This window comes from Allostreptomyces psammosilenae (genome assembly GCF_013407765.1).
GTDB classification, from domain to species: Bacteria; Actinomycetota; Actinomycetes; order Streptomycetales; family Streptomycetaceae; genus Allostreptomyces; species Allostreptomyces psammosilenae.
Window position 1 is genome coordinate 2711299 of record NZ_JACBZD010000001.1, and the last position, 24877, is coordinate 2736175.

At 73.7% G+C, this 24877-nt stretch carries 25 protein-coding genes and 1 tRNA gene; 17 read left to right on the plus strand and 9 right to left on the minus strand.

Translation table 11 applies throughout. The features are described from left to right. The first annotated feature begins 28 nt into the window (after positions 1 to 28). The 13 genes from FHU37_RS11015 to FHU37_RS11075 all read left to right on the plus strand — a co-directional run bounded on the left by FHU37_RS11015 (position 29) and on the right by FHU37_RS11075 (position 12806). Positions 29 to 610, plus strand: a complete 582-nt coding sequence (locus FHU37_RS11015; protein ID WP_179814019.1) for a hypothetical protein — start codon at positions 29 to 31, stop codon at positions 608 to 610. A gap of 61 nt (positions 611 to 671) precedes the next feature. Next, positions 672 to 1841, plus strand: coding sequence for a phage tail family protein (locus FHU37_RS11020; RefSeq protein WP_179814020.1), 1170 nt, complete (start codon positions 672 to 674; stop codon positions 1839 to 1841). Then, on the plus strand, positions 1838 to 2698 hold the full coding sequence (locus FHU37_RS11025) for a hypothetical protein (RefSeq protein WP_179814021.1): 861 nt from the start codon (positions 1838 to 1840) through the stop codon (positions 2696 to 2698). The genes FHU37_RS11020 and FHU37_RS11025 overlap by 4 nt, the downstream gene beginning before the upstream one ends. Then, the gene (locus tag FHU37_RS11030; RefSeq protein WP_179814022.1) at positions 2695 to 5970 is read left to right on the plus strand and encodes a phage tail protein; all 3276 of its coding nucleotides are present in this window, start codon (positions 2695 to 2697) and stop codon (positions 5968 to 5970) included. Before FHU37_RS11025 ends, FHU37_RS11030 begins: the two co-directional genes overlap by 4 nt. 43 nt (positions 5971 to 6013) lie before the next feature. Then, positions 6014 to 6619, plus strand: coding sequence for a hypothetical protein (locus FHU37_RS11035; protein WP_179814023.1), 606 nt, complete (start codon positions 6014 to 6016; stop codon positions 6617 to 6619). Between the two features lie 31 nt (positions 6620 to 6650). Then, positions 6651 to 7826, plus strand: a complete 1176-nt coding sequence (locus tag FHU37_RS11040; RefSeq protein WP_246449761.1) for a phage tail family protein — start codon at positions 6651 to 6653, stop codon at positions 7824 to 7826. A gap of 5 nt (positions 7827 to 7831) precedes the next feature. Next, positions 7832 to 8764, plus strand: a complete 933-nt coding sequence (locus tag FHU37_RS11045) for a phage distal tail protein (RefSeq protein WP_179814024.1) — start codon at positions 7832 to 7834, stop codon at positions 8762 to 8764. Between the two features lie 71 nt (positions 8765 to 8835). Continuing rightward, positions 8836 to 9882 (plus strand): hypothetical protein, encoded by a 1047-nt coding sequence (locus FHU37_RS11050; RefSeq protein WP_179814025.1) that lies wholly within the window; start codon positions 8836 to 8838, stop codon positions 9880 to 9882. Continuing rightward, positions 9879 to 11018 (plus strand): hypothetical protein, encoded by a 1140-nt coding sequence (locus FHU37_RS11055; protein ID WP_179814026.1) that lies wholly within the window; start codon positions 9879 to 9881, stop codon positions 11016 to 11018. The genes FHU37_RS11050 and FHU37_RS11055 overlap by 4 nt, the downstream gene beginning before the upstream one ends. After that, the gene (locus FHU37_RS11060) at positions 11019 to 11294 is read left to right on the plus strand and encodes a hypothetical protein (RefSeq protein ID WP_179814027.1); all 276 of its coding nucleotides are present in this window, start codon (positions 11019 to 11021) and stop codon (positions 11292 to 11294) included. It abuts the gene before it with no gap. A gap of 34 nt (positions 11295 to 11328) precedes the next feature. Continuing rightward, entirely contained in the window at positions 11329 to 12222 is an 894-nt protein-coding gene (locus FHU37_RS11065; RefSeq protein WP_179814028.1) for a peptidoglycan-binding protein, read from the plus strand. A gap of 81 nt (positions 12223 to 12303) precedes the next feature. Next, positions 12304 to 12552 carry a hypothetical protein gene (locus tag FHU37_RS11070; RefSeq protein ID WP_179814029.1) on the plus strand — a complete coding sequence of 83 codons (249 nt, stop codon included), beginning with the start codon at positions 12304 to 12306 and terminating at the stop codon, positions 12550 to 12552. Further along, on the plus strand, positions 12549 to 12806 hold the full coding sequence (locus FHU37_RS11075; protein ID WP_179814030.1) for a hypothetical protein: 258 nt from the start codon (positions 12549 to 12551) through the stop codon (positions 12804 to 12806). The genes FHU37_RS11070 and FHU37_RS11075 overlap by 4 nt, the downstream gene beginning before the upstream one ends. Before the next feature lie 103 nt (positions 12807 to 12909). On the opposite strand, the gene FHU37_RS11080 is transcribed toward FHU37_RS11075, so the two are convergent. The 4 genes from FHU37_RS11080 to dnaK all read right to left on the minus strand — a co-directional run bounded on the left by FHU37_RS11080 (position 12910) and on the right by dnaK (position 17354). Then, positions 12910 to 13410 carry a heat shock protein transcriptional repressor HspR gene (locus tag FHU37_RS11080; RefSeq protein ID WP_179816188.1) on the minus strand — a complete coding sequence of 167 codons (501 nt, stop codon included), beginning with the start codon at positions 13408 to 13410 and terminating at the stop codon, positions 12910 to 12912. Positions 13411 to 13497: 87 nt separating this feature from the next. Beyond that, positions 13498 to 14658, minus strand: a complete 1161-nt coding sequence (gene dnaJ / locus FHU37_RS11085; protein ID WP_179814031.1) for a molecular chaperone DnaJ — start codon at positions 14656 to 14658, stop codon at positions 13498 to 13500. Positions 14659 to 14832: 174 nt separating this feature from the next. Then, entirely contained in the window at positions 14833 to 15510 is a 678-nt protein-coding gene (gene grpE / locus FHU37_RS11090) for a nucleotide exchange factor GrpE (RefSeq protein WP_179814032.1), read from the minus strand. Further along, positions 15507 to 17354 carry a molecular chaperone DnaK gene (gene dnaK / locus FHU37_RS11095; RefSeq protein ID WP_179814033.1) on the minus strand — a complete coding sequence of 616 codons (1848 nt, stop codon included), beginning with the start codon at positions 17352 to 17354 and terminating at the stop codon, positions 15507 to 15509. The genes grpE and dnaK overlap by 4 nt, the downstream gene beginning before the upstream one ends. Before the next feature lie 253 nt (positions 17355 to 17607). Here dnaK and FHU37_RS11100 point away from each other — a divergent pair, with 253 nt between their 5' ends. The 3 genes from FHU37_RS11100 (at position 17608) to FHU37_RS11110 (ending at position 22204) form a co-directional block, all read left to right on the plus strand. Then, on the plus strand, positions 17608 to 19866 hold the full coding sequence (locus FHU37_RS11100; RefSeq protein ID WP_179814034.1) for a (Fe-S)-binding protein: 2259 nt from the start codon (positions 17608 to 17610) through the stop codon (positions 19864 to 19866). Between the two features lie 153 nt (positions 19867 to 20019). Continuing rightward, positions 20020 to 21018: a Yip1 family protein gene (locus FHU37_RS11105; protein ID WP_179814035.1), complete on the plus strand. Its 999-nt coding sequence runs from the start codon at positions 20020 to 20022 to the stop codon at positions 21016 to 21018. A 214-nt stretch (positions 21019 to 21232) separates the two neighbouring features. Then, a complete protein-coding gene (locus tag FHU37_RS11110; RefSeq protein ID WP_179814036.1) occupies positions 21233 to 22204 on the plus strand; it encodes an alanyl-tRNA editing protein in 972 nt (323 codons plus the stop codon). Positions 22205 to 22234: 30 nt separating this feature from the next. Here the strand turns inward: FHU37_RS11110 and FHU37_RS11115 are convergent, their stop codons facing one another. The 3 genes from FHU37_RS11115 to FHU37_RS28060 all read right to left on the minus strand — a co-directional run bounded on the left by FHU37_RS11115 (position 22235) and on the right by FHU37_RS28060 (position 23688). Beyond that, a complete protein-coding gene (locus tag FHU37_RS11115; protein ID WP_179814037.1) occupies positions 22235 to 22741 on the minus strand; it encodes a phosphoribosyltransferase in 507 nt (168 codons plus the stop codon). Between the two features lie 8 nt (positions 22742 to 22749). Further along, positions 22750 to 23325 (minus strand): dCTP deaminase, encoded by a 576-nt coding sequence (gene dcd, locus FHU37_RS11120; protein ID WP_179814038.1) that lies wholly within the window; start codon positions 23323 to 23325, stop codon positions 22750 to 22752. A 156-nt stretch (positions 23326 to 23481) separates the two neighbouring features. Further along, a complete protein-coding gene (locus FHU37_RS28060) occupies positions 23482 to 23688 on the minus strand; it encodes a hypothetical protein (protein ID WP_246449766.1) in 207 nt (68 codons plus the stop codon). Between the two features lie 346 nt (positions 23689 to 24034). On the opposite strand from FHU37_RS28060, the gene FHU37_RS11125 reads away from it, so the two are divergent. Continuing rightward, positions 24035 to 24105: transfer RNA gene (locus FHU37_RS11125), tRNA-Gly, on the plus strand. Between the two features lie 58 nt (positions 24106 to 24163). On the opposite strand, the gene FHU37_RS11130 is transcribed toward FHU37_RS11125, so the two are convergent. Together FHU37_RS11130 and FHU37_RS11135 are read right to left on the minus strand one after the other, a co-directional pair. Next, complete coding sequence (locus FHU37_RS11130) at positions 24164 to 24607, minus strand: PIN domain-containing protein (protein WP_179814039.1); 444 nt, start codon at positions 24605 to 24607, stop codon at positions 24164 to 24166. Then, the gene (locus tag FHU37_RS11135; RefSeq protein ID WP_179814040.1) at positions 24604 to 24864 is read right to left on the minus strand and encodes a ribbon-helix-helix domain-containing protein; all 261 of its coding nucleotides are present in this window, start codon (positions 24862 to 24864) and stop codon (positions 24604 to 24606) included. The genes FHU37_RS11130 and FHU37_RS11135 overlap by 4 nt, the downstream gene beginning before the upstream one ends. Positions 24865 to 24877 lie beyond the last annotated feature (13 nt).

A 24877-nucleotide genomic window follows, 5' to 3' on the forward strand; every position in this document is an offset into this window, starting at 1 on the left:
GCCGCGACCCACACGAACGGAGAACACCATGTCGGAGAAACCGATCACCGAGCGCATCGCCGCCCTGGAAGGCAAGGTGGTGGACCTCGAGGACAACGTCACCGCCATCAAGACGGAGGCCACGGGCGCGAAGGCGGAGGCCGTCGGCGCCAAGGCCGAGGCGGACGGGGCCGTCGGCACCGCCGTCGGGGCGAACGTCGCCGCCACCGGCGGCTCCGCCGAGTTCACCTTCGCCAACGCCGGCCTGAAGATCTTCAACGCCGAGAAGGCGATCTTCGACCTCGACGAGATCCGGAACCGCCTGGCGCGGCAGGACCCGGAGACCCTCCGCCGCGACCTGGACCTCGCCTACCGGGCTGCGGTGCAGGGCAACAGCCGCGCCCTGGAGGTCCGCGGGATCGCCACCCGGGCGCACGACCGCATCACCGCGCTCCAGGGGCGGGTCGGCGGCCTGGCCACCGACATCCGGGCGCACCGGGACACCCTGCAACGCCAGCAGGCGGCGATCCGCCGCATCAAGGACGACGCCTCCCTGGCCTCCAGCGAGCTGATCCACCTGGGAACGCAGGTGGCCTCGCTGACCACGCGCATCGGAGGCGGCGGGCTGTGACCACCACCGTCGCCCCCACCACGCGTCCCACCGCCCTCGACACACCGAGAAAGGGGCTCCCGTGTCCCTGACCACCTCACTGAACAGCGCCTCCACCGCGCTGCGCCGCTTCCGGCAGTCACTCTCCCAGGCCGGTGGCGGCGCACGCACCCTCCAGACCTCCACGACCCAGGCGGACCGCTCGGTGGGCGCCCTCGGCCGCGCCTCCGGCACCGCCGCCGGGCAGGTGAACCGGCTGCGCACCCCGATCACCCAGGTGAGCACCGCCGCCGGGCGGCTGCGCAGCGGTGCCACCTCGGCCGGCAACGCCGTGCGCACCCTCGGCACCCGCGCCTCCACCACCGCCACCTCGGTCAGCCGGGTGGGCAGCTCCGCCGGCACGGCCACCGGCCAGCTGAACCGGCTGCGCACCGCCGCGACGCAGGCCGGTGCCGCCGCCCGGACGCTCGGCACCGCCACCTCCACCACCGGCCGCTCGGTCAGCCAGGCCGGGCAGAACGCCTCGCGCGGCGGCTCGCTGTTCAGCCGGCTGCGCACCGGGCTGCAGGGCGCCACGGTGGCGCAGCGCGGCCTGAACACCGCCATGAAGGCCAACATCTTCGGCGCGCTGGTCGCCCTGGCCATGCCGCTGATCACCAAGTTCATCGAGATGGCCGCGCAGTCCAAGACGCTGCGGGCGGTGCTCAGCGCCGCCTGGAACGGCATCCGCTCCGCCGTCGGCGGCGTCATGAACTGGTTCAACAACACCGTGATGCCGGCGTTCCGGCGCTTCGGCGACTCCCTCAAGGGCATCTGGAACGGGCTCGCCGGCGCCGCCCGGACCGCCTTCCAGGCCGTGGTGGGCGCCGTGCGCGGGCCGGTCAACGCGGTGATCGGGCTGGTGAACTCGGCGATCCGCGGGCTGAACGGCATCCGGGTCAGCATCCCGGGCTGGGTGCCCGGGATCGGCGGGCGGTCCTTCGGGGTCAACCTGCCGACCATTCCGATGCTGGCGGAGGGCGGCATCGTGATGCCGCGCACCGGCGGCACCACCGCCATCCTCGCCGAGGCCGGGCAGCCGGAGGTCGTGCTGCCGCTGAGCAAGCTGAACCGGCTGCTGGAGGGCGGCGCCCCGGCCCGCAGGGGCCCGGCGGTGACGGTCAACAACTACTACCCCGTGAGTGAGCCCGGGTCGGTGGCCACCGCCCGCGCGCTGACCCGCCTCGCCCAGTTGGGAGTGATCGGCCGATGATCGGCATCACCGTCGACGGCGTCTCGCTGGACACCCTGGCCTGGGGCGTGCGCACCCGCACCGGCCTGCACACCACGCCCGGCCTGCGCGGCTCGGACACGCCCGTGCCCGGGCGGCACGGCGCGCTGTGGCGCCCGGACAAGTTCCACGAGCCCGCCGAGCTGACCCTGTCCATGTGGGTGGCCGGCTGCCTGCCCGACGGCACCGTGCCCTCCGACGAGGCCCGGCTGACGCTCTACCGGGCCAACCTGGACGCCCTGCACCGGCTGTTCACCACCCGGCAGCGGCTGCTCGACCTGCGCGTCGACTACGGCCCGCCGGTCGGCGAGCGGCAGGCGTTCGCGCAGGTCACCGGGAAGATCGAGCCGGAGCAGCTGGACCCGTACACCGCCCGGTTCAACGTCTCGCTGAGCGTCCCCGGCGCCTTCTGGCAGGACGCCGCGGACAGCGAGTACGCCAGCCCCGCGGGCGTGACCGGGGGCGCCGAGCTGCCGCTGGAGGTCTTCGCCGGGGCCACCGCCCCGCTGGACGAGCTGGTCTACGTGGTCTCCGGCCCGGCCACCAACCCGCGGCTGACCGACGCGGTCACCGGCCAGTGGGTGCAGCTGGCCGCCGCCCTGGCCGACGGCGAGGACTGGCAGGTGGACGCCCGCTACTGGACGTCGACGACCGGGCCGGGCCTGGGCTTCGGCACCGGCGGCAGCAACCGGGCCGGCGTCACCACCCACGGCGGCCCCGGCACCCGGCTGCTGGAGCTGGAGCCCGGGGAGGGCGGCCCCGTCCTGCGGCTGTCCGCCTCCGGCACCGGCGCCACCACCCGCGTGCTCGTCCGGGGACGGAGGAAGTACCTGTCATGAAGTGGACATTCAACGTCTACGACCGCTCCGGCGAGCGGCTGGGCTGGCTCGGCGAGTACAGCGCCGCCGAGCTGTCCTTCGAGTTCTCCGAGGTGGGCGGGCTCAAGGTCACCGTGCCGCGGGAGGCCGCGGCGGCCGGCCTGCTGGCCGAGATGCGGGAGATCGCGCTGTGCGTGGACGGCGTGGAGGTGGCGGACGGCCGCTGGCTGCTCCAGGCGCGTGAGGCGGACGAGGCCGACCCGGTCACCGTCGACTGGACCGGCAAGAGCCTGCTGGTGCTCTTCGGCAAGGCCGTGGTGCACCCGCTGCCCGGCTCCGGCGGTGGGGACGGCGGCGGATCCGGTGGCGGTGACGGCGAGGAGGGCGAGGGCGGCGGCGAGGCGCCCAAGCGCGAGTTCGTCTCGGCCACCGCCGGCTCCCTGCTGCTCACCCTCTTCGCCGAGGCCCGCGCCCGCGGCGCCCTGCCCGGGCTGACCTGGTCCTCCTTCGACGGCGCCACGGACTCCGCGGGCGCCCCGTGGGCGAGCAGGGTCAGCCTCTCCTACGACCTGGGCGTGGACTACCTGTCGATCCTGCGCAACCTGGTCGAGCAGGGCGTGGTCGAGCTGCGGATGAACGGGCGGGACCTCGAGGTGTACAACGCCGGCGGCCTGGGCGTGGACCGCACCCGGCAGGCGCCGCCGGTGGTGCTGCGGCGCGGCCGGGACATCATCGAGGCGCCGGTGACCGCCAGCGTCGAGGAGCTGGCCACCGCGGCGCTGGTGATCGGCGACGGCGGCGTCACCCGGCAGCTCAGCGACGCCTCCGCCGCCGCCCGCTGGGGCGGCCGGTACGAGATGGCGATCAGCCAGGGCGGCGTCAGCGACCCCGGCACCCTCGGCGTGCTCGGCGCCAGCAGCCTGGAGCTGCGCAAGAACACCCGCGCCGAGCACACCCACGGCATCGACCTGGCCGCCACCGCGCACACCCCGCTGGTGGACTACCGGGTGTCCGACCACCTGTGGTCCGAGATCGACGGCCGGCTGCGCCGCTACCGGGTCCGGCAGATCACCGTCACGCTCGGGCCGGAGGGCCCCACCACCGCCTCGGTGGTGCTGAACGACAAGTTCCTGGAGCGGGAGATCCTGCTGACCCGGCGGATCGACGGCATCACCGGCGGCGCCTCCGGCGGCGGGAGCTCCGGCGGCCTGCCGGCCCCGGCGGACCCGGGGACCGACCGGCTCGCCCCGGCGGTGCCGCGGGGCCTGGCCGCCACCGCCGAGCCGTACACCGACGACCGCGGGGTGACCCGGGCGGCCGTGGTCGCCGGCTGGCTGCCGGTCACCACCAACGCGGACGGCACCGCCTGCGACGACCTCGCCGGCTACTCGCTGGCCTGGCGGTACGACAGCGAGGAGGACGACCGCTGGCGCTACGTCAACCCGGGCACCAGCGACCGCGCCTACTTCTCCGACGTGCTGCCCGGCCGCAACGTCCGGCTGACCGTCTCCGCGGTGGACACCAACGGCAACCGCTCGCCGTGGTCCGCGCCGTACGTCTTCCTCACCCCCACCGACCCGACGCCCCCGCCGGCGCCGTCCGCCCCCGTGGTGAGCAGCCGGCTGGGCAACCTGCACATCACCTGGGACGGGCGGGACGCGAACGGCGCCGCGATGCCGCCGGACTTCTCCCACCTCGAAGTCCACCTCGGCACCGTGGACGGCTTCACCCCCACCCCGCAGACCCTGGTCGACCAGCTGAGCGGCCCCGGGGTCGCCGCCGCCCCGGACGTCGCCTACGACACGCCGTACCTGGTGCGGTTCGTGGCCGTGGACACCAGCGGCAACGCCTCGGAGCCGTCGGCGCAGACGGCGGCCGAGGTGGAGCGGCTGGTGGAGACCGACGTGGACGGCAACGTGATCGGGCTGCGCCACATCACCTTCAAGGACTTCGGCAACCTGGTCGAGGACGGCTCCTTCGAGCTGGCCGAACTCCGCGAGCGGCGCGCCGGGGGCGGCTGGTCGTTCGTGCGGGACGGCACGGCCGCGCACGGGGACTGGCTGCTGCGGATCGAGAACCGCGGCGGGGGCGAGCAGCGGCTGGTCCTCTCCGGTGACGCGCTGCCGGTCACGCCCGGCGAGCGGCTGTGGTTCTCCTTCCAGTACCAGCGGCCGGACGCCGACGGCGAGCTGTGGCTGCGCCCGCTGTTCCACTACCCGCAGGGCGCCACCACGCCGGTGGCCCTGGCGGCGGACGCGCAGGCGGTGGCGCGGGCGGACGCGGCGGCGCCGGGCCTGGGGACCTCCGCCGAGGAGGGCTCCTTCACCACGGCCGCCGAGTGGACCACGCTGTCCGGCTACACGACCGTGCCGGCCGGCGCCGTCTCCATGGAGCTGGCGCTGCTGACCATCGGGCAGACCACCGGCGCCTGGCTGGTGGACGCCGTGCAGGTGCGCCGGGTCACCGGGACCGCGCTGATCGACGACGCCGCCATCACCAGCGCCAAGATCGCCGACCTCGCGGTCACCAACGCCAAGATCGCCAACCTGGCGGTCAACGACGCCAAGATCGCCAACCTGAGCGTCGGCAAGCTGCTGGCCGGCACCCTGGCGGCGAACGTGGTGGTCGGCGGGCGGATCGCGACCGCGCTGAGCGGCGCGCGGGTGGAGATGAACGCCAGCGGCATCGAGGCCCGCAACAGCTCCAACGTGCGCACCTTCCGGGTCTCCGGCACGGACGGCACGGTGGACATCACCGGGACCTTCCGCGCCGGCACCTCCGCCGGCACGGAGGTCCGCATCGACGCCACCACCTGGGCCGGCTCCCCCGGCATCACCTTCGACCTGCCGACCACCCGGGACTTCCAGCCCACCGTCTACGCGGAGACCGATGGATCGCTGCGGCTGATCTCGGCCGAGACCGTCTCGAACTCCTCCGGCCGCTCCCAGCTGTGGCTGTTCCGCGACCACTGGTCGCTGGAGCAGATCTTCGGCGGCACCGGCCAGAGCGAGATCGTCTCCGGTGGCCGGCTGGTGATCCGCGGCCAGCTGCCCTCCGGCAACTGGTCCGACTCGCTGTTCATCGGCGGCGTCTACACCACCACCAACAACATCGTCGGCGTCTCGATGACCTACGGGCCCACGATGGAGAGCATGCCGCTGGTGGTCCTCACCCCCTACACCGCCTCGGCCCCGGGCAGTTGGCGGATCAGCGCCCAGAGCACAACGGGGTTCAGCTACGCCCAGACCAACGCCCTCAACATGTGGCTGAGCTGGCTGGCGGTCCGTCACTGACCGACCGGCCGGCCACGCGGCCACGCCACGCGCAGGAGGAACCATGACGGAACCGACCGCGACACCGTCCACCGTCGTCGTCACCGGCTGGCGCCCATGCCTGGTCGAGGGCCTGGGGCAGTGCTGGGAGTACGCGCAGGAGCGCGACGGCGAGCCCCACGCCCATGTGATCCCGCAGGCCGCGTTCGAGTGGCGCGCCGCCGAGTACGGGATCGACGACATCACCGAGATCACCGAGATGCTGCTGCTGGAGCCGTTCCTGCCGTCGGACGCGCCCCCGCCCGTCACCTACCTGGACGAGCCGGTGGACCAGCCGGCCGCCCCGGGAACGGCCGCGGCCCGGGCCGCGCTGGCCGACGGCACGGAGACCGCCCCGCTGCCCGGCCCGGACCTCGTCCGGGAGCCGCCCGAGGTCAACCTCGCCCGGCAGCGCGCCCGGCTCGCGGCCGTGCGCGGCGCGGTCACCGTGGTGATGCCGGCCGCGCCCGTGGCGGCGCGCGCCGCGACGTCCGACGTGCCGGCCGCCCCGGCCATCGACCCGGAGAAGGTCGCCGCGAAGGCGCGCTACCTGGAACTGCGGCGCCGCCTGGCCTCCGGGGGCGCGCTGACCGAGGCGGAGGCCGAGGAACTGCGGCGCTTCGCCCCGTGACCCCGCCTCCGCCCCGTCGAAAGGGATCCGGATGTCCCTGACCTCCTCCCTCAACCAGGCCACCGGGGCGATGAACCGCCTCCGGCAGGCCTCCACCAACGTGTCCACCGCCGTGGGCCGGGTGCGCACCGGCGTCACCCAGGCCAACGGCGCGGTGAGCACCCTCGGCCGCACCGCCGCCAACACCGCCGGACAGGTCAACCGGCTGCGCAACCCGCTCACCCAGACCAACACCGCCGCCGGCCGGCTGCGCACCGGCGCCAACCAGGCCGCGGGCGCCCTCCGCACCCTCGGCACGCGCGCCCAGGGCGCGAACACCTCGGTCGGTCGCCTCCGGGGCGGCGCGGCCACGGCCACCACCCAGCTCAACCGGCTGCGCACCGCCGCCAACCAGCTGAACGGCGCCACCCGCACCCTCGGCAGCAGCACCAACACGACCACCTCCGCCGTGAACCGGGCCGGCCAGGGCGCCTCGGCCGGCGGCGGCTTCTTCAACCGGTTCCGTGACGGCCTGCGCGGCGCCACCACGGCGCAGCGCGGCCTGAACACCGCGATGCGGGCGAACGTCCTCGGCGCCATCGCGGCCCTGCTGATGCCGCTGATCACCAGGATCGTCGAGATGGCGGCCCAGTCGCAGACGCTCCGCCGGGTGGTCCGCGCGGTCTGGGACGCCATCAAGAACGCCGTCTCCGCGGTCGTGGACTGGTTCAACAACACCGTGAAGCCCACGATCACCCGGGTCATCGACGCGGTGAAGGACGCCTTCGGCGGGCTGCGGGACAAGGCCCGGGACATCTTCAACGGCCTGATCGGCATCGTGAAGGGCCCGCTGAACACCGTCATCGAGCTGGTCAACTCGTTCATCGGCAAGATCAACAACATCCAGGTGGACATCCCCAGCTGGGTGCCCGGCCTGGGCGGCAGGAGCTTCGGCATCGACATCCCGCTGATCCCGAAGCTCGCCGAGGGCGGTGTGGTGCTGCCGCGCTCCGGCGGCACGCTGGCGCTGCTCGCGGAGGCCGGCGAGGCGGAGGCCGTGCTGCCGCTGAACAAGCTGGACGCCCTGATGGGCCGCCGGGCCGCCCTCGGCGCGTCCGGCACCCGGGAGCACCCCCCCTTCACCATCCACAACTTCCACGCGACGCACACCACCTCTCCCCGGCAGATCGCCGAGGAGCTGTGGTTCCTGGCGAAGGCACGAGGTTGATCACCATGGCCACCACCTCCACCCCCGGCGGCCCCACCGCGCTCCGCCGGCCGACCACGGCCGCCCCCGGGTCGCTGATCACCCGTGACGGCCAGGTGCAGTTCGGTCCGCTGCTGCTCGGCCCCGGCACCCCGTACGACCTCAGCGCCGAGGGGCTGACCGGCTGGATCGACCTGCCCGCCCTGGACACCGCCGACGTGCTCCGCCCCTGGGAGCACGGTGCCTGGCCCGGCGACCAGTGGGCCCAGCCGCGCACCGTGGCCGGCACCGTCTGGCTGCTGCCGGACGCCGCCCGCGCGCCGAACCGGGTGCTGGACGACCTGCTGCTCGGCACCGCCGCCCGGGACACCGAGGAGTGGCTGGCCGTCCGGCTGCACGGCCACACCACCGCGGCGCTCGCCCGGGTGCGCCAGCGGGTCCTGCCCGCCGACCGCGCCTTCGCCACCCAGGGCGTCGGCAAGGTGTCGCTCCAGTGGGTCTGCACCGACCCCCGGCGCTACGCCCCCCAGCCCGGGTTCGCCGACACCACCCTGCCGGTCTCCGGCGGCGGCCTGGAGTACCCGATCGGCTACCCCCTGGGCTACGGCACTCCGCGCTCCTCCGGCTCGGTCACCGCCGCCAACGACGGCAACGCGCACACCCACCCGGTGCTCACGATCACCGGCCCGGTGGTCCGCCCCTCCGTGTTCAACCACACCACCGGCATGCGCCTGGAGTACGACATCACCCTGACCGCGGACGAGACGCTGACCGTCGACACCGCCGAGTCCACCGTCGTGCTCGGCGGGGGCGGCTCCCGCCTGCACACCGCGACGCCGCTGAGCGACCCGGAACGGCTGTTCACCCTGGCCCCCGGGGACAACGCCCTGGACTTCCGCGCCCCCGAGGGCGGCGAGCAGGCCCGGCTGTCCGTGACCTGGCGGTCCGCCCACCTCTGAACCCGCGCGCCCCGCCGCACCACGCCGACTCGCGCCGCGCCGCCCCGGCCCACCGTCTCCAAGGAGCACCCATGACCGTTCGCGTCGGCCGCCTCACCTCCGGGATGTCCCCGGAGGACCACCGCCTGGCCGCGTCCCTGCCCATGTCCCCCGCCGGACCGCTGCTCTCCCGCGGCGGCACCCTCCCCGTCGGCCTCGACCTCACCCCCGTCGCCGCCATGCAGGCGACCCTCAGCCCAGGCCAGCTGTGGGTCGCCGGCACGGCCACCTCCACCCAGGGCGGCTACGCGGTGACCGTCGACGCCGAGGAGACGCTGAGCTTCGCCGAGGGGCACGCCTCGCTGCCCCGCGTCGACGCCGTCGTGGTCCGCGTCTACGACACGGCGGCGGACGGCTCCGACCGCACCGCCGGCGTCGTGGAGGTCCTCCAGGGCGAACCGAACGCCGCGCCCACCGCCCCCGCCGCGGACCGCAGCAGCGAGGTGCTGTACGAGGTGACGGTGCCCGCCGGCACCTCGGCCGGTACCGGCGGCATCGACTGGGGCAGCGCGGTGGCGGACCGCCGCCGCCGCACCGCCGCCCTCGGCGGCATCATCCCGCCCGGCTGGTCCGGCGGCCACACCGGCGCCTACCCCGGCCAGTACCGCGACTCCGGGGGCCGCCTGGAGCGCTGGGACGGCTCCGCGTGGACGCAGTACCCGCCCCGCGAGGGCGTCTGGCAGTCGTACACCCCCACCTGGACGGCGGCCACCACCGCCCCGGTGCTGGGCAACGGCTCCCTGGTGGGCCGCTACACCCGGATCGGCGACACCGTGCACGTCCAGGTGCAGCTCACCGTGGGCACCACCACCCAGGTGGGTACCGGGGCGTGGCAGTTCTCCCTGCCGGCCCGCACGAGCCAGCTGGGCGCCTACCACCTCGGCACCGCCCAGACCAGCGGGGCGGGGGGACGCGTCTCCGGCCACACCCTGGCCGGTCCGGGCACCACCTCCTGCGGCATCTTCCTCAGCGCGCCCGACAGCGCCCGGATGACCGCGCTGTCCCACGCCCACCCCTACACGGAGTGGGGCGCGGGCAACCTGCTGCGCTTCGCCTTCACCTACGAGGCCGCGCGGTGAGCACGCTCCCCGGCCCGGTCCCCGGCGCCGGCACCGCCCACTACCGGGTGGTCCTGTGCGACCTGCGCACCGACCGGGTGCTGGAGGTGCTCCCGGTCACCCAGCTGTCCTTCGACGACTTCATCGGCAAGTCCGGTTCGCTCACCGCGACGGTCCCGGTGCCGAACCGCGCCCTGGCGGTCCGGCTCCGCGCCGTCCTGGTCACCGGCCGCACCGCGGTGTGGGTCGAGCGCGACGGCGACGTCTGGTGGGGCGGCCTGCTGTGGACCAGCACGGTCTCCAGCGACGACCGCGGCGTCGTCCAGATCGAGATCCAGGCGGGCACCTTCGACTCGTACCTGGACCACCGCATCCTGTACCAGTCGCTGACCGCGACCGACGTCGACCAGTTCGCCATCGCCCGCGCCCTGGTGGAGCACGTCCAGGCGGCCGAGGGCGGCGACATCGGCATCCGGACCGGCACCGAGCTGTCCGGCGTCCGGCGCACCCTCGGCTACTCCTTCGCCGAGGCGGCCCGGGTGCGGGAGCTGCTCGACAACCTCGCCGCACTGGAGAACGGGTTCGAGTGGCGGATCGCCTGCCACCGCGACCCGCACACCGGCCGGCGGGTCAAGCGGCTCCAGCTCGGCCACCCGAAGATCCGGGTGGGCACCACGGACACCGTCCTGGACTACCCCGGGCACGTGCTCACCTACAGCCTGCCCGGCGACTCCACCGTGCAGGCGAACGTGTGGCTGGCCCGCGGTGACGCGCCGGAGGCCACCGGGGAGGAGCCGGCCCAGGAGCCGGGCCCCACCCTGTCCGAGCTGTGGTTCCACCACTCCTCCATCGCCGCGGGCTGGCCGCTGCTGGACGGCACCTCCGACCACAGCGCGGTCACCGACCCGGCCGTGCTGAACAGCGCCGCCCGGGCCGCGCTGCACCAGTACCACCGCCCGGAGGTGATCCCGGAGGTCACCGTGCGGCTCGACGGCCGCATCACCCCCGCCCTGCTCGGCTCCACCATCCGCTTCCGCTTCCGCGACCTGTGGCACACGGCCGAGGACGACACCCGCTACCGGGTCGTCGGCCTGGCCGTCACCGCCCCGGTGCGCGGGACCGCGGAGACCGCCCTGCTCTACCTGGAGGTGCCCTAGATGCCGGCCCTTCCGCTGGACCTGCTGGACCGGGTGCGGGAGATGGAGCGCCAACTCCGCGCCCTGATGGGGAGTGCGAACGCCCGCCGCCGGGGAACCACCACCGTGGTCGCCGCGATGGCCGGGACGGCCGCGGTGCCGGGCTCGGACGCGGAGGCGGCCTCCGGCACCCCGGGTACCCCGGGCATCGTCTGGGCCCCGCCGGACGACCGGCTGCGTCCGCTGTTCCCGCCGGTCCCCCCGCCCGCCGCGGAGCCCCCGGCCGCCCCGCTCTGACCCGCTCTCACCCGCACCAGCCAGGAGGAGCACCTTGGCCACACCGCTGTCCGCCGCCGCCTTCGAGTCCGCGATCCGGAAGGAGGGCGTCGCCCGGATCACCGAGCACACCGGCTGGACCACCCGCAACCGCAACCACGTCGGTGCCTGGGGACCGGTGCGCGGCGTGATGCTCCACCACACCGCCGGCCGCGACTCGGTCGCCTACTGCCGCACCGGCTCCGCCTCGCTGCCCGGGCCGCTGTGCATCGGCGTCATCTCCAAGGACGGCACCGTCCACCTGGTCGGCTACGGCCGCTGCAACCACGCCGGCCCCGGGGACCTCGACGTGCTGAACGCGGTGATCGCCGAGACCGCCCCGCCGGCCCCGAACCGCGACGACGTGGACGGCAACGCCCGCTTCTACGGCTTCGAGATCGAGAACCTCGGCAACGGCGACGACCCCTACCCGGAGGCGCAGCTGCTCGCCACCGAGCAGGTGTCCGCCGCGATCTGCCGCGCGCACGGCTGGTCGGAGCGGTCGGTGATCGGCCACAAGGAGTGGACGACCCGCAAGATCGACCCCTCGTTCTCGATGGCCGCCATGCGCTCGCGGATCCGCGCCCGGCTGGCCGCCCCGGCCCGCGGCACCGCACCCGCACCGGCCCCCGCCCCGGCACCGGCGCCCGCGCCCGCCGTCAGGTACGAGCCGTTCCCCGGCGCCGCGTTCTTCGCGATCGGCCGCGTCTCACCGATCATCACCGCGATGGGGCGCCGGCTGGTCGCCGAGGGCTGCGGGCGCTACCGGGTCGGCCCCGGGCCGAGGTGGACGGACGCGGACCGGCAGTCGTACGCCGCCTGGCAGCGCAAGCTCGGGTTCACCGGTGCCGACGCCGACGGCATCCCCGGGCGGACCAGCTGGGACGCGCTGCGCGTCCCGAACGTCTGAACCACCGCGTCGGGCCGGTCGGTTCGCGGGCCGGTGGGCTCGCGCCCGGCCCGGCGCTCCCCCGCCGGAGAGGAGAGCCACGTGTACACCCAACGATTCCCGCTCGATCTGCTGGAGCGCACCCTGTGGACGGCCGCCCAGGCGGCGGCCGGCGTGCTGCTGGTGGCGGTCGGTGACCTGCCGCAGTGGTGGGCGCCGGTGCTGGCCGCCGCGCTGGCCGCCGTCAAGGGCACGGCGGCCGGCCTGGTCGGGGTGCCGGGCAGCGCCGCCACGCTGCCCGCGCCGCGCGGCCCGGCCGCCGCGCCGGCCGCGTCGGAAGGCGTGCGATGAGCGGCGCGGAGGGCGGCGGGGAGGTGACGGTGGAACTGATCTCGCTGCGGCGCACCGTCGAGGTGGGCTTCACCCGGATCGACGGGCAGCTCGCCCTGCTGGTGCAGCGCTCCGACCGGACCGACCGGGAGATCGAGGAGCACGACCGCCGGATCAGTTCCCTGGAACGCTCCCGCTGGCCCCTGCCCGCGCTCGGCGCGCTCACCGGGATCGCCGGCGCCGTCGCCGCCCTCCTCGCCCTGATCCAGGGCTGACCCAGCCGGGCCGTCAAAGAACCGAGCCCAATTAAAGCGGCCGTCACGACCATGACAGTGGTCGTGACGGCCGGTTTCTCGCGTTCAGACGCGGCGGCGCGTGCTAGCGGTCGCGCCGGTTGGGGCGCCAGACCACCAGGGCGCTGCTGCGCTGGATCTGGTGCATCGGCACCAGGTCGCGGCGGTAGGAGGCGTGCACCGCGGCCTCGCGGGCGCGCACCGCGCTGGTCGCCTCGTCGAGCGCGGCCTCCATCTCGGCGATCCGCTCGCGCAGGGCGGCGACCTCGTTGCGCAGCTCCACGATCCGCTTGATCCCGGCGAGGTTGATGCCCTCCTCCTGGGAGAGCCGCTGCACCTCGCGGAGCTGCTCGATGTCCCGCGCCGAGTAGCGGCGGCCCCGCCCGGCCGTGCGGTCGGGCGAGACCAGGCCGATGCGGTCGTACTGGCGCAGCGTCTGCGGGTGCAGCCCGGACAGCTGCGCGGCCACCGAGATGACGTAGACCGGGCTCTCCTCGGTGAGCTCGTACGGGTTGCGGGCGCCGGCGCGGCGTCCGCCCAGCGGGCCCGCCCCGGCGGGGGTGTCGGGGCCGGGCGGGACGCCCATGCCGCCGCCGGCCCCCAGGCCGGCCGCGGCGCCAGTGCCGAGGGGTCCGGCCGTGCGGCCGGACTCCGGTGTGGAGTTGTCCATCCGTCACTCCCCTCTCGCGGCCGCGTCCAGCAGACCCGCCCGCGGGTCTTCCCCGGCGGTCGCCTCGCGGTACGCCTCCAACGCCTCGCGAGCCTTGCCGGAGAGCTTCTGCGGCACCACCACCTCCACGGTGACCAGGAGGTCGCCGCGGGTTCCGTCCCGGCGCACGGCTCCCTTGCCGCGGGCCCGCATGGTGCGCCCGGTCACCGTGCCGGGCGGCAGCTTCAGCGTCACCGGCTGCCCGCCCAGCGTCGGTACCCTGATGGTCGCCCCGAGGGCGGCCTCCGGGAAGGTCACCGGCACGGTGATCGTCAGGTTGTCGTCCTTGCGCCCGAAGACCGGGTGCGGCTTGACGTGGACCACGACGAACAGGTCTCCGTTCGGGCCGCCGCGTTCGCCGGGGCCGCCCTTGCCCTTGAGCCGGATCCGCTGGCCGTCCGAGACGCCGGCCGGGATGCGCACCTGGAGGGTGCGGCTGCTGGTCTGCTTGCCGGAGCCGTGGCAGTGCGGGCAGGGGTCGTCGACGACCAGGCCGCGCCCCTTGCAGTCCCGGCAGGGTTCGGAGAAGGCGAAGCTGCCCTGGCTGCGGCTCACCTGGCCGCTGCCGACGCAGGTCGGGCAGACCCGCGGGGTGGTGCCGGCCTTGGCGCCGGTGCCGGCGCAGGAGCGGCACGGCTCCCGGCTGGTCAGCGGCAGCGGGACGGTGGTGCCGTCCACCGCCTGGGTGAAGGTCAGCGTCACCTCGGACTCGACGTCCTGGCCGCGGCGCGGCTGGGTGCGCGTGGGGCCGCGGTTGAACAGGCCGCCGAAGACGTCGCCGAGGCCGCCGCCGAAGCCGCCGGTGCGGCCACCCTCGCTGAACAGGTCGCCGAGGTCGAAGGAGAACCCGCCGGGGCCGCCCGGGCCGCCGGCGCGGAAGCCGCCGTTGCCGAAGAGGGCGCGGGCGTCGTCGTACTCCTTGCGGCGCTTGGCGTCGGCGAGGACGTCGTATGCCTCGGAGATCTCCTTGAAGCGCTCCTCGGCGCCCGCGTCGCCGGTGTTGGCGTCCGGGTGGTACTGCCGGGCCAGCTTGCGGTACGCCTTCTTGATGTCCGCCTCGGAGGCGTCCTTGGGCACGCCCAGGACCTTGTAGTAGTCCTTCTCCAGGTAGTCCTTGGTGCTCACCGACGCCCCTCCTCCCGGTCCGCCCCCATTGTCACTGTCTCCTCCGCGCTTCCCCGTGACGCGCCGGTGGCGCCGCCGGCGTCACCGGCGGCCCCACCGCTGGCGCGGGGCCGTTCCGGACCGGGCGGCTGCCCGGCCGGAACGGCCCCGCGACGGCCATCGAAGGCTTCCGTCCTACTCGGCGTCCGAGCCGGCCTGCTGGCCACCCTCGGCGCCCTCCTCCCCGGCCTCGTCCGCGGCGGCGGAGGAGGCGGAGGGGGCCGGCGCACCGGGCTGGGGCTCGGCGACCGCCACCCGCGCGGGGCGGATGACGCGCTCGCCCAACCGGTACCCCGGCTGCAGGATCTGCACGCAGGTGGTCTCGGTGACCTCCGCCGAGTAGCTGTGCATCAGCGCCTCGTGGATGGTCGGGTCGAAGGGCTCGCCCTCCTTGCCGTACTGGGCCAGGCCCATCTTGGCGGCCACCGACTCCAGGGACTCGGCGACCGACTTGAAGCCGCCGACCAGTTCGCCGTGCTCACGGGCGCGGCCGATGTCGTCGATCACCGGGAGGAGGTCCTGCAGGACCCCCGCCACGGCCGCCTCGCGGACGGTCTGCCGGTCGCGCTCCACGCGCTTGCGGTAGTTCTGGTACTCCGCCTGGAGCCGCTGCAGGTCGGCGGTGCGCTCGGCGACCTGCCGACGCAGCGCCTCCTCCGCGCCGCCGCCGGCGGCCGGGGCCCCCTCCGGTCCGGACGGGGCCTCGGTGGACGGGGCCTCGGCGGCACGCGCCGCGGCCTCGTCCGCGTCGGCCTTGGCGGCGTCGGACGCAGCGCCCTCGGGTCCGAGGGGCGAAGTCGCGTCGTCCGTCACCGGGCCGCACCACCCTCCGTCTTGTCGTCGTCCACGATCTCGGCGTCCACGACGTCGTCGGCCTTGGCGTCGCCGCCGGCGGCGGCACCGGCCGCGGCGCCCTCGGCGCCCTGGGCGTTGGCGTACAGCGCGGAGCCCAGCTTCTGGCTGGTGGCGGCGACCTTCTCGGTGGCCTCGCGGATCGCCGCGATGTCGTCGCCGGCCAGCTTCTCCTTCAGCTCGGCCAGGGCGGCCTCGACCTCGGCCTTGGTGTCGCCGGGCACCTTGTCCGCGTTGTCACCCAGGAACTTCTCGGTGCTGTAGACCAGCTGCTCGGCCTGGTTGCGGGTCTCGGCGGCCTCGCGGCGGCGGTGGTCCTCCTCCGCGTACTGCTCGGCCTCCCGCATCATCCGCTCGATGTCCTCCTTCGGCAGCGCGGAGCCGCCGGTGACGGTCATCCGCTGCTCCTTGCCGGTGCCGAGGTCCTTGGCGGAGATCTGCATGATGCCGTTGGCGTCGATGTCGAAGGTGACCTCGATCTGCGGCACGCCGCGCGGCGCCGGCGGCAGGCCGGTCAGCTCGAACATGCCGAGCTTCTTGTTGTAGGCCGCGATCTCCCGCTCGCCCTGGTAGACCTGGATCTGCACCGACGGCTGGTTGTCCTCCGCCGTGGTGAAGATCTCCGAGCGCTTGGTCGGGATCGTGGTGTTGCGCTCGATCAGCTTGGTCATGATGCCGCCCTTGGTCTCGATGCCGAGGGACAGCGGGGTGACGTCGAGCAGCAGGACGTCCTTGACCTCGCCCTTGAGCACACCGGCCTGCAGCGAGGCGCCGATCGCCACGACCTCGTCCGGGTTGACGCCCTTGTTGGGCTCCTTGCCGCCGGTCAGCTCGCGCACCAGCTCGCTGACGGCCGGCATGCGGGTGGAGCCGCCGACCAGCACCACGTGGTCGATGTCGGACAGCGCGATGCCGGCGTCCTTGATCACGTTGTGGAACGGGGTCTTGCAGCGCTCCAGCAGGTCGGCGGTGAGCTGCTGGAACTGCGAGCGGGTGAGCCGCTCGTCCATGTGCAGCGGGCCCTCGGCCGACGCCGTGATGTACGGCAGGTTGATGCTGGTCTCGGAGGAGCTGGACAGCTCGATCTTGGCCTTCTCGGCGGCCTCGCGGAGGCGCTGGAGGGCCATCTTGTCCTTGGAGAGGTCGACGCCGTGACCGGAGTGGAACTGCTTGACCAGGTGGTCGACGATGCGCTGGTCCCAGTCGTCACCACCGAGGTGGTTGTCGCCGCTGGTGGCCTTGACCTCGACCACGCCGTCGCCGATCTCCAGCAGCGAGACGTCGAAGGTGCCGCCGCCGAGGTCGAAGACCAGGATGGTCTGGTCGTCCTTCTCCAGGCCGTAGGCGAGCGCGGCGGAGGTCGGCTCGTTGACGATGCGCAGCACGTTCAGGCCGGCGATCTCGCCGGCCTCCTTCGTCGCCTGGCGCTCGGAGTCGTTGAAGTAGGCCGGGACGGTGATCACCGCGTCGGTGACCTTCTCGCCCAGGTAGGCCTCGGCGTCACGCTTGAGCTTCTGGAGGATGAAGGCGCTGATCTGCTGCGGCGTGAAGTCCTTGCCGTCGATGCCGATCTTCCAGTCGGTGCCCATGTGACGCTTGACCGAGCGGATGGTGCGGTCGACGTTGGTCACCGCCTGCCGCTTGGCCACCTCGCCGACCAGCACCTCGCCGTTCTTGGCGAAGGCGACGACGGAGGGCGTGGTCCGAGCGCCCTCGGCGTTGGTGATGACGGTGGGCTCACCGCCCTCGAGAACACTGACGACGGAGTTCGTCGTACCGAGGTCGATTCCGACCGCGCGTGCCATCGTGGAACCCTCCAGAGAGTTGAGTACTACGCGCTCAAGAATGCCGCGCCGGCACGTCGCGGTCAAGGACATGAGCCACTGTGACTCAACTTACCTGCATCCGCCCACCACATCCCCCGGAAGGGCCGATTGCGGGGCGCGCGGCGCGGACGACTTCCCCCGGGAAGTTACCGACGGGTAGACTTCCGGCTGGGGCAGACTACGGTCCGCTCCGAACCACACCGCCCGTCCCCGTCAGGAGGCCCCGGTTCCGATGCAGCTCGCCGCGATCATCGTGAGCCTCGCCGTCAGCGTGGTGGGCGTCGCCCTCTTCGCGCGCACGGTCGCCCGCATCGTCACCTTCGTCCGGCTCGGCCAACCGGACGCCACCCGCACCGACCAGGTGGGCACCCGCGCCCTGACCCTCGTCCGGGAGACCCTCGGGCACACCAGGATGCTGCGCTGGGGCGTCGTCGGCGCCGCCCACTGGTTCGTCATGGTCGGCTTCGGCGCCCTGCTGCTCACCCTGGTCACCGCCTACGGGCAGCTCTTCGACCCGCACTTCGCGCTCCCGCTGATCGGGCACTGGGTGGTCTTCAACGTGATCACCGAGTTCTTCGGGGTCACCCTGGTGCTGGCCATCGTCGTGCTGATGCTCATCCGGCTCGGCAACCTGCCCAGCCGGGCCGGCCGCAAGTCCCGCTTCGCCGGCTCCAACGCCTGGCAGGCGTACTACGTCGAGTGGACCATCCTCGGCGTCGGCCTGTGCATCGTCGTGCTGCGCGGCCTGGAGTACGCGCTGCTCGGCGAGGAGGGCTACGTCGCCGACTTCTTCGCCACCTACCCGCTGGGCCTGGCCTTCTCCGGCATGGACGAGGCCACCCTGGAGGACCTGATCGTCGCCGTCGCGGCGCTGAAGATCCTCATCTCCATGGCCTGGTTCGTCACCGTCGCCCTCAACATGAACATGGGCGTCGCCTGGCACCGCTTCTCCGCCTTCTTCAACATCTTCTTCAAGCGCAACGCCGACGGCGCCACCGCCCTCGGCCCGCTGAAGCCGATGACCTCCGGCGGCGAGCCGATCGACTTCGAGACCGTCTTCGACGACGAGGAGAAGGCCGCCGCCACCCGCTTCGGCGTCTCCCAGGTGGAGGACTTCACCTGGAAGGGCCTGCTGGACTTCGCCACCTGCACCGAGTGCGGCCGCTGCCAGTCGCAGTGCCCCGCCTGGAACACCGGCAAGCCGCTCTCGCCGAAGCTGCTGGTCACCACCCTGCGCGACCACGCCATGGCCAAGGCCCCCTACCTGCTCGCCGGCGGCGGCAAGGACGCCGAGGGCAACGAGAAGGCCACCCCCGAACAGCTCGCCGGGGTGCCGGCCGCCGCCCTCGCCGAGGCCGAGCGCCCGCTGGTCGGCACCCTCGCCGAGGGCGGCGTCATCGACCCCGAGGTGCTGTGGGACTGCACCACCTGCGGCGCCTGCGTCGAGCAGTGCCCGGTGGACATCGAGCACGTCGACCACATCCTCGACATGCGCCGCTACCAGGTGATGATCGAGTCGTCCTTCCCCTCCGAGGCCGGCACGATGCTGCGCAACCTGGAGAAGAAGGGCAACCCCTGGGGCCTGGCCGCCAAGAAGCGGCTGGACTGGGTCAAGGAGGTCGACTTCCCCGTCCCGGTCGTCGGCGACGACGTCGAGGACCTCACCGAGGTCGACTACCTCTACTGGGTCGGCTGCGCCGGCGCCCTGGAGGACCGCGCCAAGAAGACCACCAAGGCCTTCGCCGAGCTGCTGCACATCGCCGGCGTGAAGTTCGCGATCATGGGCAAGGAGGAGTCCTGCACCGGCGACTCCGCCCGCCGCCTCGGCAACGAGCCGCTGTTCCAGATGCTCGGCCAGCAGAACGTCGAGACGCTGAACGCCGCCTTCGGCGAGAAGAAGACCAAGCGGATCGTCGCCACCTGCCCGCACTGCTTCAACACCATCGCCAACGAGTACCCGCAGCTCGGCGGCGAGTACGAGGTCATCCACCACACCCAGCTGCTCCAGCACCTGGTGGACGAGGGCAAGCTGGTGCCGGTCACCCCGGTGGACGGCCTGATCACCTACCACGACCCGTGCTACCTGGGCCGCCACAACAAGGTCTACACGCCGCCGCGCGAGATCATCTCCAGCGTCCCCGGCCTGCGCAACGAGGAGATGCACCGGCACAAGGAGCGTGGCTTCTGCTGCGGCGCCGGCGGCGCCCGGATGTGGATGGAGGAGCGCGTCGGCAAGCGGATCAACCACGAGCGGGTGGACGAGGCGCTCTCCCTGAACCCGGACATCGTCTCCACCGCCTGCCCGTTCTGCCTGGTCATGCTCTCCGACTCGGTGACCGGCAAGCAGCAGTCCGGGCAGGCCAAGGAGTCGCTGGAGGTCGTGGACGTGGCCCAGCTGCTGCTCCGCTCCGTCACCCAGGACTCCCCGCCCCCGGCCGCCGCCGAGGAGCCGGCCCCGGCACCGGAACCCGAGCCCTCCCCGGCCGGCTGAGCCGCCGTCCTTCCCGACCCCCGGCCCCGTGGGGCGGCCCGTCCCCGCGACGGACCGCCCCACGGGGCCCTTCGCGTCACAGCTTTGCTGCAAGCGGAAGACGGCCCGCGCGCGGGCCGTCCGCACGGCACGGCGACCCGGTACCGTCGCAGTGTGGCAGGAAACGGACACCCCCCGCGGCGCGGCGCCGACCCCCGGGGCGGCGGGCAGTACGGCGCTCCCGGCGGCTACGGCCAGCCGGGACACGGTGCGGGCGGCTACGGCCAGGGCGGCCCCGCCCCGGCACCCGGCTACGGCGGACCCGACACCCCGGCCGGCGCCCCCGGCTACGACCCACGGCACGACCGCCCCGGCAACACCCGCGCCTGGGAGGCCGCCGAGGCCCCACCCGGCTTCCCCGGCGCCCCCGCCCCGGCACCGGGCGGCCACGGCGACCCGTACGGCCCGCCCGGCCAGGGCGGATACGGCCAGCCCGGATACGGCCAGCCCGGATACGGCCAGGGCGGCTACGACCAGAACGCCGGCTACGGCTACGACCAGGGCGGCTACGACCAGGGCTACGACGACGGCACCACCTACCGCGCCGGCCGGGCCGCCGCCACGGGCCCCAAGCCCACCTGGCAGCAGCTGCTGACCGGCATCTTCCTGCGCCCCGTGGCCACCTTCGAGGCGGTCCGCGGCCACCAGGTGTGGGTGCCCACCCTCGTCGTCTCGGCGATCTACGGCGTCCTCGGCCTCTTCGGCATCGAGGACTCCCGCGAGCAGCTGTTCTCCTCCACCCTGACCACCGCGATCACCACCCTGCTGGGCGGCGTGATCGGCTTCTGCCTGGCCGCGCTGGCCCTCGGCTCGGTCACCCACGCCGTGGCCCGGCAGTTCCAGGGCGACGGCGGCTGGGCAACCACCGTCGGCCTGGCCACGCTGATCGCCTGGCTCTCCGACCTGCCCCGGCTGGCCGTCGCGCTCTTCGTGCCGGCCGACAACATGGTGGTGCAGATCCTCGGCTGGGCCTCCTGGGCGCTGTGCGCCGCGCTGATGACGGCCATGGTCAACCGGGTGCACGACCTGCCGTGGGCCCGCGCGCTGGGCGCCTCGGCGATCCAGCTGCTGGCCCTGCTGGTGCTGATCAAGCTCCCGCTGCTCACCTCCTGAGGCCCCTCCCGGCCCACCGGTCCCCCGAGCTCGCCCGGCTCCCGAGCCCTCCGGTTCCCGAGCCCTCCGGCCTCCAGCGCCTGCCCGCCCGGCGGGTCCGCCGTCGACGTGACGGCGGGCCCGCCGACGTGGTTCGGTGGGACGCGGCGCGCCAACCCGGCGCCCCGCGTTCCGCCGATTCCCGCCGTTCCGTCCGCGCTCCCGGGAGAGCCGCATGCCCACCCCGTCCCCCGCCGTGCCGGCCACCACCCGGGTCGGCTTCCCGTCCGGCGCGACCTCGGACACCTCCACGATCGTCGCCGCGCACCCGCTGGGCGAGGGCCGGCTCGGCGTCGTCACCGCCGCCACCCCGTTCCACCCGCTGGACCACACCTGGCCCGACCAGCCCGGGGACACCGGCACCCTCACCCTGCCCGCCGACGGCCGCGAGCTGCCCGTCGTGGACTGCCTCACCGGCGCCCTGGGCCCAGCCCCGGCCGGCACCGCGGCCGACGCCTCCGGTGTCCCGGGTGCCCCAGGTGCCCCCGGCCTTCTGATCGGCCCGGACATCCCGGTGCGGCGCGGCGAGGAGGGCTGGGCGTGGCTGGTGGTGCACGTCGTCACGGCGCCGGCCGGCGACCCGGCCGCGCTGCCGGAGCCGTCCGCCCTGCTCGGCGCGGAGGCGCTGCTGCGGGTGGACACCGCGCGTCGGGCCGCGCTGAGCGCCGCGCACACCGGCTGCCACCTGCTGGCGCTGGCCCTGAACGAGGCCCTGGTGCCCCGCTGGCGCAAGGAGGCGCGCGCCGACGCGTTCGGCCACCCGGACTTCGACGGCCTCGCCATGGACACCTCACGGATGGGCGTCGAGGCGAGCACCGACGTCTACCGGATCGGCAAGTCGCTGCGGAAGAAGGGCTTCACGGCGGACGGCCTGGCCGAGGAGCTGCCGAAGATCCAGGACGCGGTGAACGAGCGGCTCGCCGGCTGGCTGGCCGCCGACGCGCCGGTGCGTGTCGAGACCGACGGGCCGGAGCTGACCGCCCGGCGCCGCTGGGTCTGCGAGCTGCCCGAGGGCACCGCCTCGCTGTTCTGCGGCGGCACCCACCTGACCCGCCTGGGCGAGCTGGCCGCGCTCACCACCGAGCTGCAGCTGGGCGCGGACGGCACCGAGCTGACCGCGGTGACCACCCCGGTGCTCCGCGGCTAGCGCGGTGCTACACGGCCAGCCCGGCCGGCGTCAGGCGTCCAGGACCTGGCCCTCGCGCCGGGTCACCGGCGGCTGGTCCGACCACGGGAAGTTGATCCAGCGGTCCGTGCGCCGCCACACGTACTCGCACTTCACCAGCGAGGACGGCTTCTCGTAGACCACCGCGCAGCGCACGTCGGCGACGTGGTCGGCGCAGAAGTCGCGCACCAGCTCCAGCGTGCGGCCGGTGTCGGCCACGTCGTCGGCCACCAGCACCCGCTTGTCCGACAGGTCCACGGCGTTCGGCACCGGCGGAAGCATCACCGGCATGGGCAGCGTCTTGCCCACCCCGGAGTAGAACTCCACGTTCATGACGTGCAGGTTCTTCACGTCGAGCGCGTAGCCCAGCGCCCCGGCGACGAACAGGCCGCCGCGGGCGATGGACAGGATGATGTCCGGCTCGTAGCCGTCGTCGGCCACCTCCTGGGCCAGCGCCCGGCTGGCCTCGCCGAACAGCTGCCAGGAGAGGATCTCGCGGTCGGTCACGGTCTCGCTCATCGGCGCGCTCACACCTCGGTCCGGTGGAAGTTCTGGTACGACCGCGACGGAGTGGGACCACGCTGCCCCTGGTAGCGGGAGCCGTAGCGCTCGGAACCGTACGGGTACTCGGCGGGGGAGCTGAGCCGGAACAGGCACAGCTGGCCGATCTTCATGCCCGGGTGCAGCTTGATCGGCAGGGTGGCCACGTTGGACAGCTCCAGCGTGACGTGGCCGGAGAACCCCGGGTCGATGAAGCCGGCGGTGGAGTGGGTCAGCAGGCCCAGCCGGCCGAGGGAGGACTTGCCCTCCAGACGCGAGGCGATGTCGTCCGGCAGCGTGATGACCTCGTAGGTGGAGGCGAGCACGAACTCGCCCGGGTGCAGGATGAACGGCTCGGCCGGGTCCACCTCGATGAGCCGGGTGAGGTCGGGCTGCTCCACCGCCGGGTCGATGTGCGGGTAGCGGTGGTTCTCGAACACGCGGAAGAACCGGTCCAGCCGCACGTCGATGCTGGACGGCTGGACCATCCCGGCGTCGTAGGGGTCGATGACCACGCGGCCGGAATCGATCTCTTTCCGGATGTCCTTGTCGGAGAGCAACACGCGGAAAGGGTACGTGCCGCTGCGCCGCCCCCACCAATCCGCCCCCCGGCGCCCCGCCGCCCTCCCCCTCCCGGACCAGCGGCGGGAGCCCCGCCCCGCCACCCCCTCCCGGGGCGGCGGAACGGGCCCCCGCCGATCACGGCCCCGCCGGCGGCGCTAGGACCGGTGCGGGTCCCCGCCCTCCGCCACGGAGTGCGCGTACTGCCCCGCGTTGCCGGCGGGCACACAGCTGCGCAACCGCCCGCACGCCGGGCAGCGCAACAACCGGCCGGGCCCGATCCGGCCCTGGCCGAGGTTCTGCATCGGGAACGTACTGGTACTGAACAGGTGCCCATCGGCGCATCGGACGACGGTGCGATCCATCGATGACCTCAATTCCCCACGAGTGGTCGCCACGGGTAACCCCATGGACGCGTCACGCTCGCGCTCCGGCCTACGGCGGAGAAGGGGCGGGCCACGGCACGACGACCCCACGGGCCCGGCCGGCCTCACCACCCCAAACGAGCAGCAACCGCCACATTAGGGGATCAACCAGACGCCCCGCAGACAGGCTCACCGCCCGACCCGGCCACGACGGACCACCACACGGAGAACGAGACTAGATCCCCCCACCGACAACGCCACGGCCCGAAGCCGGCGCCCAGAAGGTCGGTGCACACCACCGACACGATGCGGTAAGGTGAGCGCAGCCGCCTCTCACAGGGGCCGCGCGGGTGTAGTTCAATGGTAGAACATCAGCTTCCCAAGCTGACAGCGCGGGTTCGATTCCCGTCACCCGCTCTTGTCCGAAGCCCCAGGCCAGTGGCCTGGGGCTTTCGGTGTTGCGGCCGAACGGTCGTCAGAGCGGGAGGTCGTCGGGGAGCACCCGGAATGCCTTGTGGCGGCCGAGGGGGCGCACGGCGCGGAAGTCGCGGCGGTCGAGCGTGAGGATCGCGTCGGTGTCGTAGTCGGAGGCGAGGGCCACGTGCACCGCGTCGGCGAGGTCGAGGTCGAGCGTGTTGTAGCGGGCGCGGACGAACTGAGCGGCGCCCAGGTGCCCTTCCGTGATCTCCGGTACGACGACGCGGCCCGCACGCACCCAGTGGCGGATGTCGTCGATCGCGCTCACGGCCGCGGCCCGGCCGAGTTCCCGCGTGGCTACGTGGTCCAACTCGGCGAGGAGCAGCGGGGACATGACGAGGAGCCCGGCGTGCAGGATCGCCTCGTTCGCCGCAGCGTGTTCCGGGTGCGTGGAGTCGAGAGCGGCCAGCAGGCCGGAGGTGTCGGCGACGACGATGATCACGCGGCGGTACCCGGCTCCGACTCGCGCCGGACGGCGTCCGCCACCGCGTCACGGACCTCGCCCCTGGACGGCGTGCGCCCCGGGCCCTCGAAGGTGCGGGAGAAGAGGGGCTCGTCCCACACCCGGTTCGCCATGGCCGCGAGGTGGATTCCCTGGCGGATGATCTCGGCCTCGCTCACCCCCCGGCGCTTGGCCGCCTCCTTGATGATCGCCAGGTCCTCGGGGTCGGCGTACACGTTGGTGCGCTTCATGGACATGTACCAAGGATAG

Excerpts from the sequence above, each read along its gene's own strand:
- FHU37_RS11115 (WP_179814037.1), bottom strand. The coding sequence starts at position 22,741 with ATGAGCGAGACCGTGACCGACCGCGAGATCCTCTCCTGGCAGCTGTTC.
- FHU37_RS11035 (WP_179814023.1), top strand. The coding sequence starts at position 6,014 with ATGACGGAACCGACCGCGACACCGTCCACCGTCGTCGTCACCGGCTGG.
- FHU37_RS11025 (WP_179814021.1), top strand. The coding sequence starts at position 1,838 with ATGATCGGCATCACCGTCGACGGCGTCTCGCTGGACACCCTGGCCTGG.
- FHU37_RS11030 (WP_179814022.1), top strand. The coding sequence starts at position 2,695 with ATGAAGTGGACATTCAACGTCTACGACCGCTCCGGCGAGCGGCTGGGC.
- FHU37_RS11060 (WP_179814027.1), top strand. The coding sequence starts at position 11,019 with ATGCCGGCCCTTCCGCTGGACCTGCTGGACCGGGTGCGGGAGATGGAG.
- FHU37_RS11050 (WP_179814025.1), top strand. The coding sequence starts at position 8,836 with ATGACCGTTCGCGTCGGCCGCCTCACCTCCGGGATGTCCCCGGAGGAC.
- FHU37_RS11080 (WP_179816188.1), bottom strand. The coding sequence starts at position 13,410 with ATGGGCGTCCCGCCCGGCCCCGACACCCCCGCCGGGGCGGGCCCGCTG.
- FHU37_RS11135 (WP_179814040.1), bottom strand. The coding sequence starts at position 24,864 with ATGTCCATGAAGCGCACCAACGTGTACGCCGACCCCGAGGACCTGGCG.
- dnaK (WP_179814033.1), bottom strand. The coding sequence starts at position 17,354 with ATGGCACGCGCGGTCGGAATCGACCTCGGTACGACGAACTCCGTCGTC.
- FHU37_RS11110 (WP_179814036.1), top strand. The coding sequence starts at position 21,233 with ATGCCCACCCCGTCCCCCGCCGTGCCGGCCACCACCCGGGTCGGCTTC.
- FHU37_RS28060 (WP_246449766.1), bottom strand. The coding sequence starts at position 23,688 with ATGGATCGCACCGTCGTCCGATGCGCCGATGGGCACCTGTTCAGTACC.
- FHU37_RS11040 (WP_246449761.1), top strand. The coding sequence starts at position 6,651 with ATGTCCCTGACCTCCTCCCTCAACCAGGCCACCGGGGCGATGAACCGC.
- FHU37_RS11015 (WP_179814019.1), top strand. The coding sequence starts at position 29 with ATGTCGGAGAAACCGATCACCGAGCGCATCGCCGCCCTGGAAGGCAAG.
- FHU37_RS11075 (WP_179814030.1), top strand. The coding sequence starts at position 12,549 with ATGAGCGGCGCGGAGGGCGGCGGGGAGGTGACGGTGGAACTGATCTCG.
- FHU37_RS11100 (WP_179814034.1), top strand. The coding sequence starts at position 17,608 with ATGCAGCTCGCCGCGATCATCGTGAGCCTCGCCGTCAGCGTGGTGGGC.
- FHU37_RS11045 (WP_179814024.1), top strand. The coding sequence starts at position 7,832 with ATGGCCACCACCTCCACCCCCGGCGGCCCCACCGCGCTCCGCCGGCCG.